The following is a 16,293-nucleotide window of genomic DNA, read 5'->3' as shown; positions in this document are numbered from 1 at the left end:
CTGGCCGACCAACGAGATCGCCGTGATGGGCGCGGAGGGGGCGGCCAACGTCATCTTCCGCCGGCAGATCGCCGAGGCGGACGACCCGGCCGTCATGCGGGCCCGGATGGTCAAGGAGTACAAGGCCGAGCTGATGCATCCGTACTACGCGGCGGAGCGCGGCCTGGTCGACGACGTGATCGACCCGGCGGAGACCCGCGAGGTACTGATCCGTTCCCTGGCGATGCTCCAGACCAAGCACGCCGACCTGCCGTCCCGCAAGCACGGCAACCCGCCCCAGTGACGGAGGCATTCATGAGCGACGACAACCTTGTGCGCATCGTGAGGGGCCACGCGGAGCCCCACGAGCTCGCCGCCCTCACCGTGCTCCTTCTCGCCCGGGCCGGCGCCCGTCCCGCGGCCGAATCCGCGGCCGGGACCGGCACCACCCGCACCCTGTGGCGGCGTCCGGAGCGGTACAGGCACTTCCCCTCGCCCCACAGCTGGCGTTCCTCCGGCTGATCCCGGCCGACATCCGTACTCACCCGCTGCACGCGGTCGAATCGGGGACCACGACATGACACCTCAGCCCGCCGAACGGCCCGCCCCGGTGCCGCTCGATCCCACACTGGAACAGCTGCACCAGGCGCCGCCACTCGTCTTCGCGCCCGAGTGCGACCGGTTGCGGCACCGGCTGGCCGCCGTCGCACGGGGCGAGGCCCTGCTGCTCCAGGGCGGCGGCGCCACGCAGGCCCTTGGCAGCGTCCGGGCGGAAGCCGTGCGCGGCATGCTCGGCACCCTCCTGCAGATGGCCGTCCTCCTCGCGTACGCTGCGGCCCTGCCCGTGGTCAAGGTCGGCCGGGCGGCGGGCCCGCCGCTCCTGCCCGACACCGCGGCACCGCCCCCGCCCGACGCTGACCACCTGCTGCGGACGTATCGGACGTCGTCGGCCGTCCTCAACCTGGTGCGCGCCTTCACCGACGGCAGATACGCCGACATGTTCCAGGCACACGCCTGGAACATGAGACACCTGGAGCAGACCCCGGACGCGCACCGGCACCGGCCGCTGGCCGAGGAGATGGACCGGGCCGTGTCGTTTCTGCGGTCCATGGGCATGCGCTCGCACGACGACATGGAGACCTATGTCAGCCATGACGCGGTGCTGCTGGACTACGAGGCGGCCCTGACCCGCGACAGCGCCCGGGGCGGTGGCTCCTGCGCGTCGAGCGGACATCTGCTGTGGACCGATGCCGACAGGCCGCCGGACGGCCCGCACGCCGACTACCTCGCGGGCGTGAGTAACGCCGTCGTGGTCCGGATCGGGCGGGACACGGCCGTGGACACCGTGCTGGGTCATCTGGACCGGCTCGATCCCGAACGCGAGCCGGGGCGGCTGACCTTCGCGGTCGGCGTCGGCGCCGACCAGGTGCGTGACGTGCTGCCGCCGCTGGTGGAGAAGACGCTCGCCGAGGGGGCCCGGGTCTGCTGGATCAGCGATCCCCAGCCGGCCCTCGTGCCCATCGGCGACAGGTCCGCCTTGGTGGCGGCGGTGCTGGGCGAGGTCCGCGGTTTCGTCGAGGTTCACCGGGCCCTCGGCACCCATCCTGGCGGTGTGCGCGTCGACGTCGCCGGCGAGGAGAGCGGCGGCGGTGCCCTGCTGACCGGCCCGGAGGCGATCGACCTCGCCTTCGGACTGGCCGACGTGTACCGGGAGGCGGGCCGGTGAGCCGGAGGCAGGGGCCGCCGGACGGCGTCCGCATCAACCGATCGGTGGATGTCAAGAGGGGCGTGATGGCCGATGGCGGCGGTCCGCCGTGGACGGGAAGCTGGTGACCATGGCGATCGTCGAGGTCAAAGGACTGCGAAAGTCCTACGGAGGCAGGGCCGTCGTGGACGGCGTGGATTTCACCGTGGAGGAGGGCGAGATCTTCGGGATCCTCGGCCCCAACGGGGCGGGGAAGACCACCGCCGTCGAGTGCGTCGAGGGGTTGCGCGTACCCGATGCCGGGACCATCCGGGTCGCCGGGCTCGATCCGGTGCGCCAGCGCCGTGAGCTGACCCGGATCCTCGGCGTGCAGCTCCAGGAGAGCGAGCTGCAGGCGAAGCTCACCGTGAGCGAGGCGCTGGAGCTGTACCGGACGTTCTATCCCGAGCCGGCGGACTGGCGGCCGATCGCCGAACGGCTCGGCCTCGACACCATGCTGGACAGGCCGTTCGGAAAGCTGTCCGGTGGCTGGAAGCAGCGGCTGTTCATCGCCCTCGCCCTGGTGGGACGCCCGCGGATCGTCGTGTTCGACGAGTTGACCACGGCGCTCGACCCGCGGGCCCGCCGTGACACCTGGAAGCTGATCGAGGGCGTACGGGACTCGGGCGTCACCATCCTGCTGGTCACCCACTTCATGGAGGAGGCCGAGCACCTGTGCGACCGGGTCGCGGTGATCGACCGCGGCAAGCTGGTGGCGCTGGACTCCCCCGCGGGGCTGGTCAGCCGGTCGGACAGCCCGACGACGATCTCCTTCCGCCCTTCGCGGCCACTGCCCGACGCCGAGCTGGACGCGCTGCCCGGCGCAGTGTCCGTGAACCGGCAGGGCTCTCGGCTGGTCATCAACGGCACCGACGACACCGTCAACGCCGTGATCACCATGCTGGCCCGCAACGGCGTCACTGCCGCGGAACTGCGGGTGGTGGACGCCACGTTGGACGACGCCTTCCTGGGACTGACCGCCAGGGAGGCGGAGGCGTCCGCCGGGCGTGCCGTCACCGCCGAGTCCGCCGACGCCGACGCTGTCCGAGGAGGACACTGAGATGCCCGTTTTCACCCCCGCGTCCGGTGCGGTGCTGAAGACCGAGACCCGACTGTTCACCCGGGAGCCCGGCACTCTCTTCTGGGTGCTGGTCTTCCCGCCCCTGCTGCTCATCGCCTTCGGCCTGATCCCCGGCTACCGCGAGCCCGACGCCGCCCTCGGCGGTCTGCGGGCCATCGACGTGTACGTCCCGAGCACTGTGATGGTCGCGCTGATCACGGCGAGCCTGCAGGCCATGCCGGCCGCCCTGACCGGATACCGCGAGCGCGGCATCCTGCGCCGGATGCGCACCACCCCGGCCCGCCCGGCCGACCTGCTGGTGGCCCAGATGGTGCTGCACCTGGCGGCCGCCCTGCTCGCCGCGCTGCTCGTCCTGGTCCTGGGCAACCTGGTCTACGACGTCGCCCTGCCGCAGAACTGGCTCGCCTACGCGGTGACGCTGGCGCTCGCGGCGGTTGCGTCGCTCGCGATGGGCGCGGTGATCACCTCGGTCGCCCGGACGGCGAAGGCGGCCACGGCCATCGGTATGTCGGTCTTCTTCCCCGCGATGTTCGCGGCCGGCATCTACGTCCCGGTCCAGGTCCTGCCCGAGACCCTTCGGCAGATCGTGGAACTCACTCCGTTCGGTGCCACCGCCCAGGCCCTGAGCCAGGCCGCCACCGGCAGCTGGCCGGCCTGGGACCACCTGGCCGCGCTCGGCCTGTGGGGCGTCGTGCTGATGGCTACGGCGGCCCGCTGGTTCCGCTGGGAATAGCGGCGGGGAGTGCGAGCATCGACGCGAAACCGGGAACCAGGGGAAAGCTGAGCGCATGACGGGAGCACCGCAGACAGGGCCGGGCTGGCAGGGCTTCCTGCGCTGGGGCCCGTACGCTCTCCTCGGCATCGGAGCCTTCGTCGCGTTCGCCACGTCCCAGGTGCTGATGAGCGCGGCGGAGACGTACACGGCCGCCGTGCTCACCGCGGTCGCCCTTGGCTGGCAACTGGCCTGGGACGGCGCGCTGCGGCGGCTGCCCGAGCTGGACCCACGCCGGGTCGTCTACTTCGTCGTGCGCACGGTACTGGCCACCGCGCTGAGCTGGCTCAACCCGTTCTTCTCGATCTACGCGGTGATGGGCTACTTCGACGCGGGCAGGCAGTTGCCCCGCCGACAGCGGCGCTGGGGCCTGCTCGCGATCGCGGCGACGCTCGCCGCGTCCCAGTCCACCGTGCCCGACGGCCCGGCACCCGGCAGCACCCTGCAGCTGACCGTCTTCCTCGCGCTGTTCGCGCTGCACACCACGCTCGCCCTGGTCCTCGACCGGCTCAGCGACCAAGAGGCGGAGCGGCATCGGCAGCAGAAGGCCACCATCGAGGCGCTCGAGCTGAGCAACTCCCGGTTGGAACAGGCGCTGGCCGAGAACGCCACACTGCAGGCCCAACTGCTCGTGCAGGCGCGGGAGGCCGGCGTCACTCACGAGCGCCGACGGCTGGCGGCCGAGATCCACGACACCCTGGCCCAAGGACTCGCCGGCATCATCACCCAGCTTCAGGCAGCCGCCGACAGCACCGACGAGTCCATCGCGCGGACCCACGTCGAGCGGGCGGCCGGACTGGCGCGGCACAGCCTCGGCGAGGCACGGCGGTCCGTACACAATCTGACCCCCGGGCCGCTCGAGCAGCGCAGGCTGCCCGAGGCGCTCAAGGAGGTCGTGGACCGCCGGCAGGCCCTGTCGGGGGCCCGCCTGGAACTCGTCGTCACCGGGACCGTCGAACCACTGCACAAGGAGATCGAGGCAACCTTGCTCCGCATCACCGAGGAGGCGCTGGGCAACGCGGCGAAACACGCCGACGCCGACCGTGTCGCCGTGACCCTTTCCTACCTGGACGACGAGGTCACCCTGGACGTCCGCGACGACGGCTGCGGCTTCGATCCCGGCAGCCGGCCGCCCCGCTCCACGAGCGGCGGCTTCGGCCTGGACGGCATGCTCCTGCGCGCCGCGCGTGTGGCGGGCACCGTGGAGATCGAGACCGAGCCCGGCGGCGGTACGGCGGTGTCGGCGCGGGTACCGTTGGTGCGCGATGACTCGTGACCCCCGCCCCATCACCCTGCTGCTGGTCGACGACCACCCGGTGGTGCGGGACGGTCTGCGCGGCATGTTCGCCACCTCGCCGGACTTCGAGGTACTGGGCGACGCGTCCGACGGCCCGCAGGGGGTGGCGCTCGCCGGGCGTCTCGACCCCGACGTGGTGCTGATGGACCTGCGGATGCCGGGCGGCAGCGGCGTGGCGGCCATCGCCGAGCTGGCACGGCTCGGGCTGCGCAGTCGGGTGCTGGTCCTGACCACGTACGACACCGATTCCGACGTCATTCCGGCGATCGAGGCCGGCGCCACCGGATACCTGCTCAAGGACGCTCCGCGCGAGGAGCTGTTCAACGCGGTGCGGGCGGCGGCGGAGGGACGCACGGTGCTGTCACCGGCCGTCGCTTCCCGCCTGGTCTCGCGGGTCAGGAAGCCCGAACCGCACGCCGCGGCCGCACCGCCGCTCAGCGCCCGCGAGCGCGAGGTCCTCGCACTCGTCGCGAAGGGCACCACCAACAAGGAGATCGCCAAATCCCTGTTCATCAGTGAGGCGACCGTCAAGACCCATCTCAACCACCTGTACACGAAGCTGGGTGTCAAGGACCGGGCCGCGGCCGTGGCCGAGGGCTACGAACGCGGCATTCTCAGCTGATCGACGCCCTGGATTCTCCCTTCGACAACTTAAGGAATTACCAATTCCGTGCGTGACGCTCGGATATTCGGCATGCCTGCGAAACGTTTTTCGGATGCGGCGGAAAAACAGATCAATTAATCAACTGAGGCTGTTGTGGCGGTAGTTGGAATGCCATAGGTTTGCGGCATCGGGGGGTCGCATTGCGGCCGCCTTACGAAGTCACCTGACAACGACGCGGCACCAAGGTGCTCGCTACGAGGGGAGCGTCAGTGAATACTGAATCCGGAATACCGCAGCCGCCGATGGGCCCGCCCGGCATGCCTGACCCGGAGGACATCAAGCATGTCGTCCGCAGCTTCTTCGGCGTGCCGACCGCGCACACGCTGGGTGCGGCGGTCCGGCTCGGTGTCGTCGAGGCCATCGGCGAGGGCGAGGCGACTGCGGCCGAGGTCGCGGCGTCCCTCGGTACGCACCCGGGGGCCACGTTGCGACTGCTGCGCGCCCTGGCCGCGTTGTCCCTGCTGGAGGAAACCGACTCCGGGGCCTTTCGCACCACGTCGGCGGGGAGCCTGCTGCACAGCGGCCGTCCGGGCTCGGTGGCCTCGGTGGTACGGCTGTTCACCGACAGCGTGACGGTGCGCAGCTGGGAGGGACTGGCCGACTCGGTTCGGACCGGTGAGGCCGCCTTCCCCGACTACTTCGGCAAGTCCTTCTTCGAGTACCTGCAGGAGCACCCGGAGTCCGCTGCCGACTTCAACGCGGCCATGAGCGAGGGCTCGCACATGGCGGCACAGGTCCTGCCTCAGCACTACGACTTCGGCCGCTTCGCCACCGTCGTCGACGTAGGCGGTGGAGACGGGACGGTGCTGGCAGGTCTGCTGCGGAACAACCCCCAGCTCCGGGGCGTGCTTCTGGACACCGACCAGGGGGCCGCCCGGGCCGCGGAGGTGATGCGGCAGGCGGGCGTCGAGGACCGGTTCACCGCGTCCTCCGGGGACTTCTTCGCCTCCGTACCCGAAGGCGGCGACCTGTACATGCTCAAGGCCGTGCTGCACGACTGGAACGACGAGCAGGCCATCACCATTCTGCGCAACGTACGCCAGGCCATGGCCGAGGACGGCAGGCTGCTGATCGTCGAGAGCGTACTGCCGGCCCGTGTCGACCCGAAGCAGCGCGGCGCCTACCTCAGTGACCTCAACATGCTGGTGAACCACGGCGGACTGGAGCGCACCGCGGACGACTTCCGTGTGCTGTGCGAGAAGGCCGGCTTCACCGCTCCGACGCTCCGGCAGCTCCCGCTGCCGGGCGAGATCTTCCTGATCGAGGCAGGTCCGGCCGCCGTGTGACGAGCCGTGCGCGTCACGGGGCCCCGCCACCGGCGGCCGGGCCCCGTACCCGGCGTCACCTCCTTCGACGACTTGGAGCTGTGAATGACCGAGCCCGTTCCCGAGACCGCCCCGAAGGAGGGGCCCCCGTCCGGGCTTCCGCCGCGTTTCGGGCTGGTGTACTGCGGCCTGATGACCGCGATGCTGCTGGCCTCCCTGGACCAGATGATCGTCGCGACCGCGCTGCCGACCATTGTCGGAGAGCTGCACGGCGTCCAGCACCTGGCCTGGGTCACGACCGCCTACATCCTGGCCGCGACCATCGTGATGCCCGTCTACGGGCGTCTGGGCGACCTGATCGGCCGCAAAACCGTCCTCCTCACCGGAATCACGGCGTTCCTGGTCGGATCCGTCGTGGCAGGTCTGGCCCAGAACATGACCGTGCTGATCGTCGGCCGGGTGGTGCAGGGTCTCGGCGGCGGCGGTCTGATGATCACTTCGCAGGCCGTGATCGCCGACCTGGTGCCGCCCCGTGACCGCGCGAAGTACATGGCACCGCTCGGTGCTGTCTTCAGCCTCGCCTCGGTCGCCGGGCCGCTCCTCGGCGGCTGGCTGACCGACGGCATCGGCTGGCGCTGGGCCTTCTGGCTCAACATGCCGCTGGGCCTGTTCGTCCTCGCGGCCTGCGCCGTACTGCGGCTGCCGCGCCGCCCCGGCAGGGTCGTCGTCGACTTCCCGGGGATCGCGCTGATGGCCGCCGCCGTCACCTGCACGGTGCTGGTCGCGACCTGGGGCGGAACACGTTACCCGTGGTCCGACGCGCGGATCCTCGCCCTGGCCGTCGGCGGCCTCGCGGCGTGGACAGTGTTCTTCCTGTCCCAGCGCCGAGCCGAGGAGCCCGTGATCCCGCTGCGGCTGTTCCGCAGCCGCGTCTTCAACTACTCCACGCTCATCGGCATGATCGTGATCGGGATCGGCATGTTCGCCGTCGTCGGCTACCTGCCGACCTACCTGCAGATGGTGTACGGCATGAGCGCCACCGCGTCCGGTCTGATGCTGCTGCCCATGGTCATCGGCATCACCGCCGGTGCCGTCGTGTCCGGTCAGCGGCTCAGCAAGACCGGCCGTTACAAGGTCTATCCCCTCGTCGGCACGTTCGTCGTCGCCGTGGCCGCGCTGCTGATGTCCACCCTCGACACCGGCACCCCGCTCGTCGTGGTCTGTGGTCATCTCCTGCTGCTCGGGGTCGGCGTCGGCCTGATGATGCAGGTGCTGGTCCTCGCGATCCAGAACGACTTCCCTCCGCAGGACCTCGGCACCGCCACCTCCGCCAACGGCTTCTTCCGCGAGATCGGCGCCACTCTCGGCACCGCGGTCGTCGGCGCGCTCTTCACCCACCGTCTCGCCGGCCAGCTCGCCGACCGTGTCCCCACCGAGGCCGCACAGATCGTCGGCGACACCGACGCGATCACTCCGGCCCTGGTGCGTTCCCTGCCGGACGGGGTGCAGGACGCGGTGGTCGTCGCCTACCAGCGCGCCCTGACCCCGGTCTTCTGGTACGTGGTCCCGTTGCTCGCCGTCGCGCTGGCCTTCGCTTTCCTGCTCCCCGAGAAGCCGATCGCGAGCATGCCCGGGGCTCCCGCCGGCGGTGTCCCCGACGGCCCGCCGCCGATGGGCGACGACCGGCCTCCCGCCCACCGCGACCGGCCCGACCTGGAGCCGGAGGTTTCGGCCTGAGCGGCCGCCACGAACCGCCCCGGCCCATCGGCCTTCCGATTCCCCCGTCGGAGGGATGGGCCGGGGCTTCGACGCGGTCTCCGTCCGCCACCGTTCGACAGATGGAGGACTTCTGCCGTGCCGGACCGCTGCCGTAGGAGGCCGGCCCGGGTCAGGAGGCGGACCGGCCGACCAGCTGGCGCAACTGCCGGGCGAACGCGGGGATCTCCTCGACCTTCTCGACGAACTGGCCGGGGTTCACCACGAACGTCGTGAAACCCTGGGCGATCTGGAACTCCAGGAACTCCACCGAGTCGGCGAGTTTCGCGGGTCCGCCGCCGGCCGGAAGCGACGGGAGGATGCTGGTGACCAGCTCCAGTTCGTCACGGCTGCGGCCGGCCGCGGCGAGGGCCGCGTCGAGCCGGGCCCAGTCCTCGCCGCTCACGAAGTGAGCGGGGTAGTACCCCGACCCGTGGCGCACGATCCGCTCGATGTTGCGCTTGTGCAGGCTGCTGCCGCCGAACCACATCGCGGGACCTCCCGGACGGGTCGGTGACGGTTGGCACCACACGTCCTCGAACGAGAACGAGCCGGACTCGAAGCGGGCGGGCTGCTCGCCCCACAGGGCCTGCCAGGCGCCGATGGCGTCGTCGAGGATCCTGCCGCGGGACGAGAACGGCACACCGCACGCCTCGTACTCCCGGGGGTGCCAGCTCACCGACGGCATGATCACCAGCCGGCCCCCGCTCAGCACGTCGAGCGTCGCCAACTGCTTGGCCATCACGACGGGATGGCGCAGGGCGCCGAGAAGGGCAGCGGACACGAGGCGTACCCGGCTCGTGGCCCCGGCGATCGCCGCCAGGGCCGTCGGGCCCTCGAGATGCGGATGGTCCGGGCTCTGCCGCCACGGCGACAGGAATCCACGCGTCTTCTTCGGAAGGCCGTCGCGAGCCGCGTCCGGCCCCATGACGATGTGCTCACCGACGACCACGTCGTCGATCCCGTTGTCCTCCGCCATGCGGGCCACTTCGACGGTGCGGGCGAGATCGTTCCGGTCGAGCACGGCATGCAGCTCTGAGAGCACGAACGCGATGCGTACCGCCCTTGAGGTCGTTCGAGTCACAGGTGGTCTCCTCGAATCTCGATGGGGCAGCCGCTGATGCGCTCTGGCCGGGACTCCACGGAAGTGACTTGTGCCTCGCCCGAAGTCCGGTCCCACGTACGCGCGTTGGGGCTCGGGTAGGGCATCTGATGGACTGGATCTTGCCTTGATGCCTGAAACCTGTCAATCAGATGAGGTCAGGTACCGCAGCTCCGCAAGAGCACCGAGGAAGGCCTCAGGGCTCGCGGCGCCACAGGGCGGGCACGTCGGGCGGCTCCCAGCCCGCCATCGAGGTGTGGGCCTGGAGACAGCGGTAGGCGCCCCCGCCGTACGCCACCCGGTCGCCGACGGCATAGGAGCGGCCGGGCGCCCAGGTGCCGCCCGGGGGATCGGTGGGCGGGTCGGTGGGGTCCGGGCCCGGGTCGCCGTCCACGTCCAGGACGAAGTCGAAGGTGCCTTCCTTGCCGCCGCCGGTGTCGCGGACGTTCATCAGGAGCGCGGGGTCGAAGAGGGCGTCGGTGGTGTTGCGGGGTTCGCCGGGGAAGTAGAGCTGGGTGGTCAGCACGGGCTTGCCGGGCGCCTGCGCCTTGACGTGGAGGTGCCGGGTGCGGCCCGGGTAGAGGCCGGGGACGATCGTGCGCAGGGTGAACGCGCCCGTGGCGTCGGTGAACTGGTGGCCGCGGAAGCGGTACCCGGCCATGTCGTAGGCGCCGGCGTCGTCGGCCTGCCAGAAGTCCAGGAGCACGCCGGCCAGCGGGACGCAGTTCCGGCCGAAGACGTAGCCGCTGACGGTCAGCCGGGTGCCCGGGGCGCCGGGCGTCACCAGGTCCGTGCGCAGCGGGGATTTCGGTTTGAAGTAGGGGCCCTCCGTCTGGTCGGGCGTCGGGTCGTCGCCGTCGTCGCAGTAGGGGGTCGGCGGCAGGGTCCGGTCGGTGGAGGCGCGGGCGGCGTCCCGGGCGAGCGCGATCGAGCCCGTGGCCGGCAGCGGGACGGCGGCGCCCGCGGCCACGGCCGCCCGCAGCAGCGTCTTGCGGCTGACGCGGCGGACGGCGGTGGGGGCGTGTCCGGGGTCGGAACCGGTCGCGGGGGCGGTGCCGGGGCCGTCGGGGGTGGCGGAGGTCATGGCGGTTCCTCGGTCCTCTCGTCGGGGCGGTCCCTGGGGAAGACGGACGGGACGTGCGACATCCGGGTCGTCGGGGACGGACAGGGCGCGTGCCCGCCGGCGCGGGGCAGGCTGTTGTCGTTGCTCCGGCGGGCGCGCTCCGTGGGGACCCGCTGGAAACCGTAGGTGCGCCGGCCGGCCCCGGGCACCTCCTGTCTCGCCCTCTGCCCGGCGTTATGCGGGCGGCGGGGGCGACTCGTCGCGGGTGGCGGGGCGCTGTTCGGGCGGGCGGCGGGAGGGGCGTGTACGGGTGGTTCGTACGGGGGTACGGTCGTGGCGCGTCGGCGCCGGGTGGACGAGGCCGGGGCGGGGGCGTCGGGCTGAGGGTCGGCCGGTCGGGTCGGGTTTGGCTCGGGTTCGGATTCGGGGCGGTTGCGGCTCGGGCGGTTGCGGCTCGGGCGGGTGTGGTACGGGTTCGGACGGTGACTCGGGTTCGGGTGTGGCTCCGGTGCGGGCGTGGCTCAGGATGCGGTACGGCTCAGGTACGAGGACGGGGAGGGTGGCCGAGATGGCCGAGGTGACGGGGACGCGTGCGGTGGCGGACACGGCGGATGCGGCGGGCGTCGGGGGAGGAGGCGGAGGCGGTGTGCGGGTGCCGGTCGTGCCCGGGTTCGCGCGGTGGCCCGTCGGCGGTTCGCCGAAGGCGGAGGGCAAGGCGCTGCGCACGCGTGTCCCGCGGTCCACGCACGCGGTGCTCGACCTGGACGGCGCCCGCCCGGACGTGGTGAGTGCCGTGGAGGAGTCCAACCGGGGCCGGATACCCGGGCTCGCCCCGCTCCGGGCCGGGCGGATGGCGGCCACCCCGTTCGCCTTCCTGCGCGGGTCGGCGGGGCTGATGGCGTACGACCTGGCCCGCACCCCGGCGACCGGGATCGGCGCCCAGATCTGCGGCGACGCGCACGCCGCCAACTTCGGCCTGTACGGCGACGCCCGCGGCGGTCTGGTCATCGACCTGAACGACTTCGACGAGACGGTGCACGGCCCTTGGGAGTGGGACCTCAAGCGGCTCGCCGCCTCGATCGTCCTCGCGAGCCGGGAGGCCGGCGCCGACGAGGACACCTGCCGCGAGGCCGCCCACGACGCGGCCGGCGCCTACCGCCGCACCATGCGGCTGCTGGCCAGGCTCCCCGCGCTGGACGCCTGGAACGCCATCGCGGACGAGGAACTGGTCTCCCACACCGACGCCCACGACCTGCTCGGCACCCTGGAACGGGTTTCCGAGAAGGCCCGCGCCAACACCAGCGGACGCTTCGCCGCCAGGTCGACCGAGCCCACCGAGGACGGCGGGCGGCGCTTCGTGGACGCCCCGCCGGTGCTGCGCCGGGTGCCGGACGAGGAGGCCGCCGCCGTCGCCGGCGCCCTGGAGCCGTACCTGGCGACCCTCTCCGAGGACCGGCTCCCGCTGCTGGCCCGGTACGCGGTGCACGACGTCGCCTTCCGGGTCGTCGGGACCGGCAGCGTCGGCACGCGGTCGTACGTCGTGCTGCTGCTGGACCACCGAGGCGAACCGCTCGTGCTCCAGGTGAAGGAGGCCCGGCCCTCCGTGCTGCTGCCGCACCTGGCGACCGCCGGGTTCGACACTCCCGAGGTCGGGCACGAGGGGCGTCGGGTGGTCATGGGGCAGAAGCGGATGCAGGTGGTCAGCGACATCCTGCTGGGCTGGACCACGGTCGACGGGCGGCCCTACCAGGTGCGGCAGTTCCGCAACCGCAAAGGCAGCGTCGACGCCACCGCCCTGGCCGCCGACCAGATGGACGACTACGGCCGGATGACCGGCGCCCTGCTGGCCCGCGCCCACGCGCACAGCGCCGACCCGCGGCTGATCGCCGGCTACTGCGGCAAGAGCGGCGAGCTGGACGAGGCGGTGGCCGCCTTCGCCGTGGCCTACGCCGACCGCACGGAGGCCGACCACGCCGCGCTGCTCGCCGCGGTTCGGGCGGGACGGGTCGCGGCGGAACTGGGGGTATGAGGAGGGACCGGGGGTGCGCGGGCGGCCCCCGGCGCCCGCAGGCCCTAGGCTGGACGGGTGACGACGCCGGAAGCTGAGCCCGAGCAGGGGGGTGCGCCGCGTCCCGAGGAACGGCTGGAACAGGCCGTACGGGCCGCTGAGCAGGCACTCATCGAGTACGAGATCGCGCTGGAGACCTTCCGCGTGGAGGTCGAGAACTTCTCTCGCCTGCACGAACAGCGGCTGGGCCCGGTGTACGCGCGGCTCGAGGAGCTGGAGGCGCAGATCCTGGAGGCCAGGGCGGCCCGCACCGGTGACGCCGACGACCGGCGCCGGGCCGACGAGGCGCGGGCCCGGCTGATGCCGATCCCCGGGGTCGAGGAGCTGCTGAACGGCTGGATGGACGGGGACGGACTGTTCCCGGAGGCCACGGCGATGCTCACGGAGCAGGCGGTACGCCCCCCGCAGCGGGTGCGGCCGAGCGAGGAGGCCCGCCGCCTCTACCGGGAGCTGGCCCGCAAGGCCCACCCCGACCTGGCGCAGGAGGAGGGCGAGCGCGCCCGGCGTGAGGAGTTCATCACCCGGGTCAACGCCGCCTACGCCCGCGGCGACGAGGCCCTGCTGCGGGAGCTGGCCGAGGAGTGGGCCGCGGGGCCGGTGCCCGAGCGGCGCCCGAGCCGGGGCGAGGAGCTGTACGCCCGCCTCGAATGGCTCGACCGGCGCAAGGAGATGCTCACGCTGCTCGCCAAGGAGCTGGAGGAGAGCGCGATCGGCGCCATGCTCCGGCTGGCCCCGGACGATCCCGACCGGTTGCTGGAGGAGATCGCCGAACAGCTCGCGACACAGGTGCGGGAGCGCGAGGCGGTGCTGGCGGCGGCGCTCGGGCAGGACTGAGCCGGGCGGTGGCTCCGGTAGCGTCTGGGGCATGAGTTTCGGAGCTGGTGTGCCCACGGTCGAGGTCACGGACCTCAAGGACGACGACTTCCTGCTGGACGTCCGCGAGGACGACGAGTGGCAGGCGGGTCACGCCGCCGGGGCGCTGCACATTCCCCTCAGCGAGTTCGTGGCCCGCTACGGTGAGCTGACCGACGCCGCGCCGCGGGACGGCCGCGTCCACGTGATCTGCCGTTCCGGCGGACGCTCGGCGCAGGTCACCATGTACCTGGTCCAGCAGGGCGTCGACGCGGTGAACGTCGACGGCGGCATGCAGGTGTGGGCCGCGGCCGGGCGCCCGGTGGTGGACGGCAAGGGTGAGCCGGGGCACGTCCTCTAGCCTGTCCCGTCGGTGTGGTGTCGGCCACGGTGCGGTCGGTCCGCCGGGGGCTGTGCGGGCGGCCGGTCCTGAGTACCGTTCCCGTTCGAACTCGCCGAGCGGCCGCACGAGTGGTGGGCGGACGCCCCGCGGCGGGGCGGGCGGAACGAGGAACGGGGCGGAATGGACGCGTACGACACAGGCTCGGACGCCCGGCACGGGCGGGGCGGGCAGGAGCACCATGCCGGGCCGGGCGGCGACACCGGGGGGCCGGGTGAGTCCGTCGGAGCGGACGAGGGGACGGGCGGGACGGGCGCCGTTCCCGGGCCGTCCGAGGAGGCCGCCGAGTCCGCGGCCGGTTTCCCCACGGAGCCCAGAACCGGTGTCGCCGCGCTCTCCCCGCGCTACCAGATCGGTGCCGTGGTCGCCCTCACGGTCGTCGCCGTCGCCGTCTGCGCCCACCTGGGGCTGGTCTTCCTGCACCTGGCCCCGTCGAACACCCTCACCAAACAGCACGGCGCCGCGGTGGACGAGTGGGTCTTCCCGGAGTTCGAGCAGAACTGGAAGCTTTTCGCCCCCAACCCCTTGCAGCAGAACATCTCCGTCCAGGTCCGCGCCGAGGTGAGCACGGCGGACGGAGAGATACGCACGACCGGCTGGTACGACCTGTCCGCCGAGGACGGCCGGGCCATCGACGGCAACCCGGTGCCGAGCCACACCCAGCAGAACGAACTCCGGCGGGCCTGGGACTTCTTCGTCGCCACCCACGATTCCGAAGACCGCCCGGTGGGCCTGCGGGGCACGCTCTCCGAGTCCTATCTGCGGCGCATCGCGGTCCTGCGGCTGGAACGCAACGACGCGGCCGGACCGGGCGGCCTGGTCGAGCGGGTGCAGTACCGTTCCCGGACCACCAACGTGGAGCCGCCCCCGTGGAGCGGGGAGAAGGTCTCCGACCGGCCGACCGTGCGCGAGCTGCCCTGGTGGACGGTGTCCGGCGACGGTGCGCAGAAGGAGGGCGCCGCGTGAACCGCATCGCCCTCTCGGTCTCCCGCGGCATCGCCCGCGTCACCGGCGCCGCGCTCGGCCCGTACCAGACGGCCGTGGTCCGTATCGGTTTCAGCGTCACCTGGCTGCTGTTCCTGCTGCGCGAGCTGCCCCACCGCCACGAGCTGTACGGACCGGAGAGCCCTTGGGGCCACGACCTCGCCGAGCAGCTGATCGCGGACAACGGCGCCTTCACGGTGCTGATGTGGTCGGACGGGCGGGCCTGGTTCGAGATCGTCTACGCGCTGGCCGTCCTGAGCAGCGTGCTGCTCCTGCTGGGCTGGCGCACCCGGACGATGTCCGTCCTCTTCATGGTGGGCGTGCTCTCCCTGCAGAACCGCAGCGTCTTCATGGGGGACGGCGGCGACAACGTCCTGCACCTGATGAGCATCTACCTGGTCCTCACCCGCTGCGGCCAGGTCTGGTCGCTGGACGCGCGCCGGGCGCGGCGGGCGGACGAGGTACGCGCGCGCGGTGAGCGGCCGGCGGACCGGGTCGGGCCGGTGCTGTGGTGCGTGTTCGGGTTCCTGCTGCTCATGGTGACGCTGGCGGGCGGGATGGACGGCGACTGGTTCGTTCCGACGCTGCTGTGGACGGCGTGGGTGGCGCAGGGCCTGTGGTGGGTCGTGGGGCGCGGCGCGGGCAGCGGCCAGCCGCGCGTCCTGCTGGACGTGGTCACCAACGTCGTGCACAACGGCGCCTTGGTCGTGATCATGGCCGAGGCCTGTCTGATCTACGCGACCGCGGGCTGGTACAAGATCCAGGGTTCGCGCTGGCAGGACGGCACCGCGGTCTTCTACCCGCTGCACCTGGACTACTTCTCGCCGTGGCCCGCGCTCTCCGACGCGCTCTCCGCCAGCGGCACGATGGTCATGCTCATCACCTACGGCACGGTCGCCGTGCAGGTAGCGTTCCCGTTCACGCTGTTCAACCGGCGGGTCAAGAACGTGCTGCTGGTCGCCATGATGACCGAGCACGCGGTGATCGCCGTGGTGCTGGGGCTGCCGTTCTTCTCGCTGGCGATGATCGCCGCCGACGCGGTCTTCCTGCCGACCTCCTTCCTGCGCCGTCTGGGCGGCTGGGTGGCGCGCGGACGTGACCGGCTGCCGGGCCGGCTGTCGGGCTCGCCGGCGGGCGGGCCGCCGTCCGGGTGCGGTGACAGGGGTACGGCGGCGGTGCCCGGGCCGCGTGCCCACTCCGGCGGGAGCGGCGAGGAGGGGCGGGTACCGGTGACCAAGGGGTTCCCGGGCACACGCACGTAGGCTTC

General features: G+C 72.1%; 16 protein-coding genes. 14 read left to right on the top strand and 2 right to left on the bottom strand.

What is annotated here, in order from left to right:
• The 9 genes from IE142_RS32855 to IE142_RS32815 form a co-directional block, all read left to right on the top strand.
• The coding region (locus IE142_RS32855) for a carboxyl transferase domain-containing protein (RefSeq protein ID WP_306432640.1) at positions 1-283 on the top strand (283 nt) is incomplete at its 5' end.
• Positions 284-294: 11 nt separating this feature from the next.
• Positions 295-501, top strand: a complete 207-nt coding sequence (locus IE142_RS32850; RefSeq protein WP_191889109.1) for an acyl-CoA carboxylase epsilon subunit — start codon at positions 295-297, stop codon at positions 499-501.
• Between the two features lie 55 nt (positions 502-556).
• A complete protein-coding gene (locus IE142_RS32845) occupies positions 557-1,705 on the top strand; it encodes a 3-deoxy-7-phosphoheptulonate synthase (RefSeq protein WP_191889108.1) in 1,149 nt (382 codons plus the stop codon).
• Positions 1,706-1,814: 109 nt separating this feature from the next.
• Positions 1,815-2,783 (top strand): ABC transporter ATP-binding protein, encoded by a 969-nt coding sequence (locus IE142_RS32840; protein WP_191889116.1) that lies wholly within the window; start codon positions 1,815-1,817, stop codon positions 2,781-2,783.
• 1 nt (position 2,784) lies between these two features.
• Positions 2,785-3,537 carry an ABC transporter permease gene (locus tag IE142_RS32835; RefSeq protein ID WP_191889107.1) on the top strand — a complete coding sequence of 251 codons (753 nt, stop codon included), beginning with the start codon at positions 2,785-2,787 and terminating at the stop codon, positions 3,535-3,537.
• Positions 3,538-3,592: 55 nt separating this feature from the next.
• Positions 3,593-4,852, top strand: coding sequence for a sensor histidine kinase (locus IE142_RS32830; RefSeq protein ID WP_191889106.1), 1,260 nt, complete (start codon positions 3,593-3,595; stop codon positions 4,850-4,852).
• Positions 4,842-5,495 (top strand): response regulator, encoded by a 654-nt coding sequence (locus tag IE142_RS32825; protein ID WP_191889105.1) that lies wholly within the window; start codon positions 4,842-4,844, stop codon positions 5,493-5,495. Before IE142_RS32830 ends, IE142_RS32825 begins: the two co-directional genes overlap by 11 nt.
• Before the next feature lie 299 nt (positions 5,496-5,794).
• A complete protein-coding gene (locus IE142_RS32820) occupies positions 5,795-6,823 on the top strand; it encodes a methyltransferase (RefSeq protein ID WP_191889104.1) in 1,029 nt (342 codons plus the stop codon).
• A gap of 84 nt (positions 6,824-6,907) precedes the next feature.
• Complete coding sequence (locus IE142_RS32815; protein WP_191889103.1) at positions 6,908-8,539, top strand: MDR family MFS transporter; 1,632 nt, start codon at positions 6,908-6,910, stop codon at positions 8,537-8,539.
• A gap of 151 nt (positions 8,540-8,690) precedes the next feature.
• Here the strand turns inward: IE142_RS32815 and IE142_RS32810 are convergent, their stop codons facing one another.
• Together IE142_RS32810 and IE142_RS32805 are read right to left on the bottom strand one after the other, a co-directional pair.
• Positions 8,691-9,641, bottom strand: a complete 951-nt coding sequence (locus tag IE142_RS32810; RefSeq protein ID WP_191889102.1) for an LLM class flavin-dependent oxidoreductase — start codon at positions 9,639-9,641, stop codon at positions 8,691-8,693.
• Positions 9,642-9,855: 214 nt separating this feature from the next.
• Positions 9,856-10,743 carry a dioxygenase family protein gene (locus IE142_RS32805; RefSeq protein WP_191889101.1) on the bottom strand — a complete coding sequence of 296 codons (888 nt, stop codon included), beginning with the start codon at positions 10,741-10,743 and terminating at the stop codon, positions 9,856-9,858.
• Between the two features lie 547 nt (positions 10,744-11,290).
• Between IE142_RS32805 and IE142_RS32800 the strand changes: the two genes are divergently transcribed.
• From IE142_RS32800 to IE142_RS32780, 5 genes are all read left to right on the top strand, one after another.
• Positions 11,291-12,751: a DUF2252 domain-containing protein gene (locus tag IE142_RS32800; RefSeq protein WP_191889115.1), complete on the top strand. Its 1,461-nt coding sequence runs from the start codon at positions 11,291-11,293 to the stop codon at positions 12,749-12,751.
• Positions 12,752-12,808: 57 nt separating this feature from the next.
• The gene (locus tag IE142_RS32795; RefSeq protein WP_043371360.1) at positions 12,809-13,624 is read left to right on the top strand and encodes a hypothetical protein; all 816 of its coding nucleotides are present in this window, start codon (positions 12,809-12,811) and stop codon (positions 13,622-13,624) included.
• A gap of 49 nt (positions 13,625-13,673) precedes the next feature.
• Positions 13,674-14,003: a rhodanese-like domain-containing protein gene (locus IE142_RS32790; protein WP_191889114.1), complete on the top strand. Its 330-nt coding sequence runs from the start codon at positions 13,674-13,676 to the stop codon at positions 14,001-14,003.
• Positions 14,004-14,165: 162 nt separating this feature from the next.
• Positions 14,166-15,008, top strand: a complete 843-nt coding sequence (locus IE142_RS32785) for a DUF5819 family protein (RefSeq protein ID WP_191889100.1) — start codon at positions 14,166-14,168, stop codon at positions 15,006-15,008.
• A complete protein-coding gene (locus IE142_RS32780) occupies positions 15,005-16,288 on the top strand; it encodes an HTTM domain-containing protein (protein WP_229831106.1) in 1,284 nt (427 codons plus the stop codon). The genes IE142_RS32785 and IE142_RS32780 overlap by 4 nt, the downstream gene beginning before the upstream one ends.
• Positions 16,289-16,293: the final 5 nt, after the last annotated feature.

This window comes from Streptomyces mutabilis, from assembly GCF_014649815.1.
Taxonomy (GTDB): Bacteria; Actinomycetota; Actinomycetes; order Streptomycetales; family Streptomycetaceae; genus Streptomyces; species Streptomyces mutabilis.
The sequence above is the reverse complement of the archived record's forward strand: the minus strand, read 5'-3'. Positions and strand labels throughout refer to the sequence as shown.

Excerpts from the sequence above, each read along its gene's own strand:
- IE142_RS32825 (WP_191889105.1), top strand. The coding sequence starts at position 4,842 with ATGACTCGTGACCCCCGCCCCATCACCCTGCTGCTGGTCGACGACCAC.
- IE142_RS32785 (WP_191889100.1), top strand. The coding sequence starts at position 14,166 with ATGGACGCGTACGACACAGGCTCGGACGCCCGGCACGGGCGGGGCGGG.
- IE142_RS32840 (WP_191889116.1), top strand. The coding sequence starts at position 1,815 with ATGGCGATCGTCGAGGTCAAAGGACTGCGAAAGTCCTACGGAGGCAGG.
- IE142_RS32800 (WP_191889115.1), top strand. The coding sequence starts at position 11,291 with ATGGCCGAGGTGACGGGGACGCGTGCGGTGGCGGACACGGCGGATGCG.
- IE142_RS32820 (WP_191889104.1), top strand. The coding sequence starts at position 5,795 with ATGCCTGACCCGGAGGACATCAAGCATGTCGTCCGCAGCTTCTTCGGC.
- IE142_RS32845 (WP_191889108.1), top strand. The coding sequence starts at position 557 with ATGACACCTCAGCCCGCCGAACGGCCCGCCCCGGTGCCGCTCGATCCC.
- IE142_RS32805 (WP_191889101.1), bottom strand. The coding sequence starts at position 10,743 with ATGACCTCCGCCACCCCCGACGGCCCCGGCACCGCCCCCGCGACCGGT.
- IE142_RS32830 (WP_191889106.1), top strand. The coding sequence starts at position 3,593 with ATGACGGGAGCACCGCAGACAGGGCCGGGCTGGCAGGGCTTCCTGCGC.
- IE142_RS32835 (WP_191889107.1), top strand. The coding sequence starts at position 2,785 with ATGCCCGTTTTCACCCCCGCGTCCGGTGCGGTGCTGAAGACCGAGACC.
- IE142_RS32850 (WP_191889109.1), top strand. The coding sequence starts at position 295 with ATGAGCGACGACAACCTTGTGCGCATCGTGAGGGGCCACGCGGAGCCC.
- IE142_RS32815 (WP_191889103.1), top strand. The coding sequence starts at position 6,908 with ATGACCGAGCCCGTTCCCGAGACCGCCCCGAAGGAGGGGCCCCCGTCC.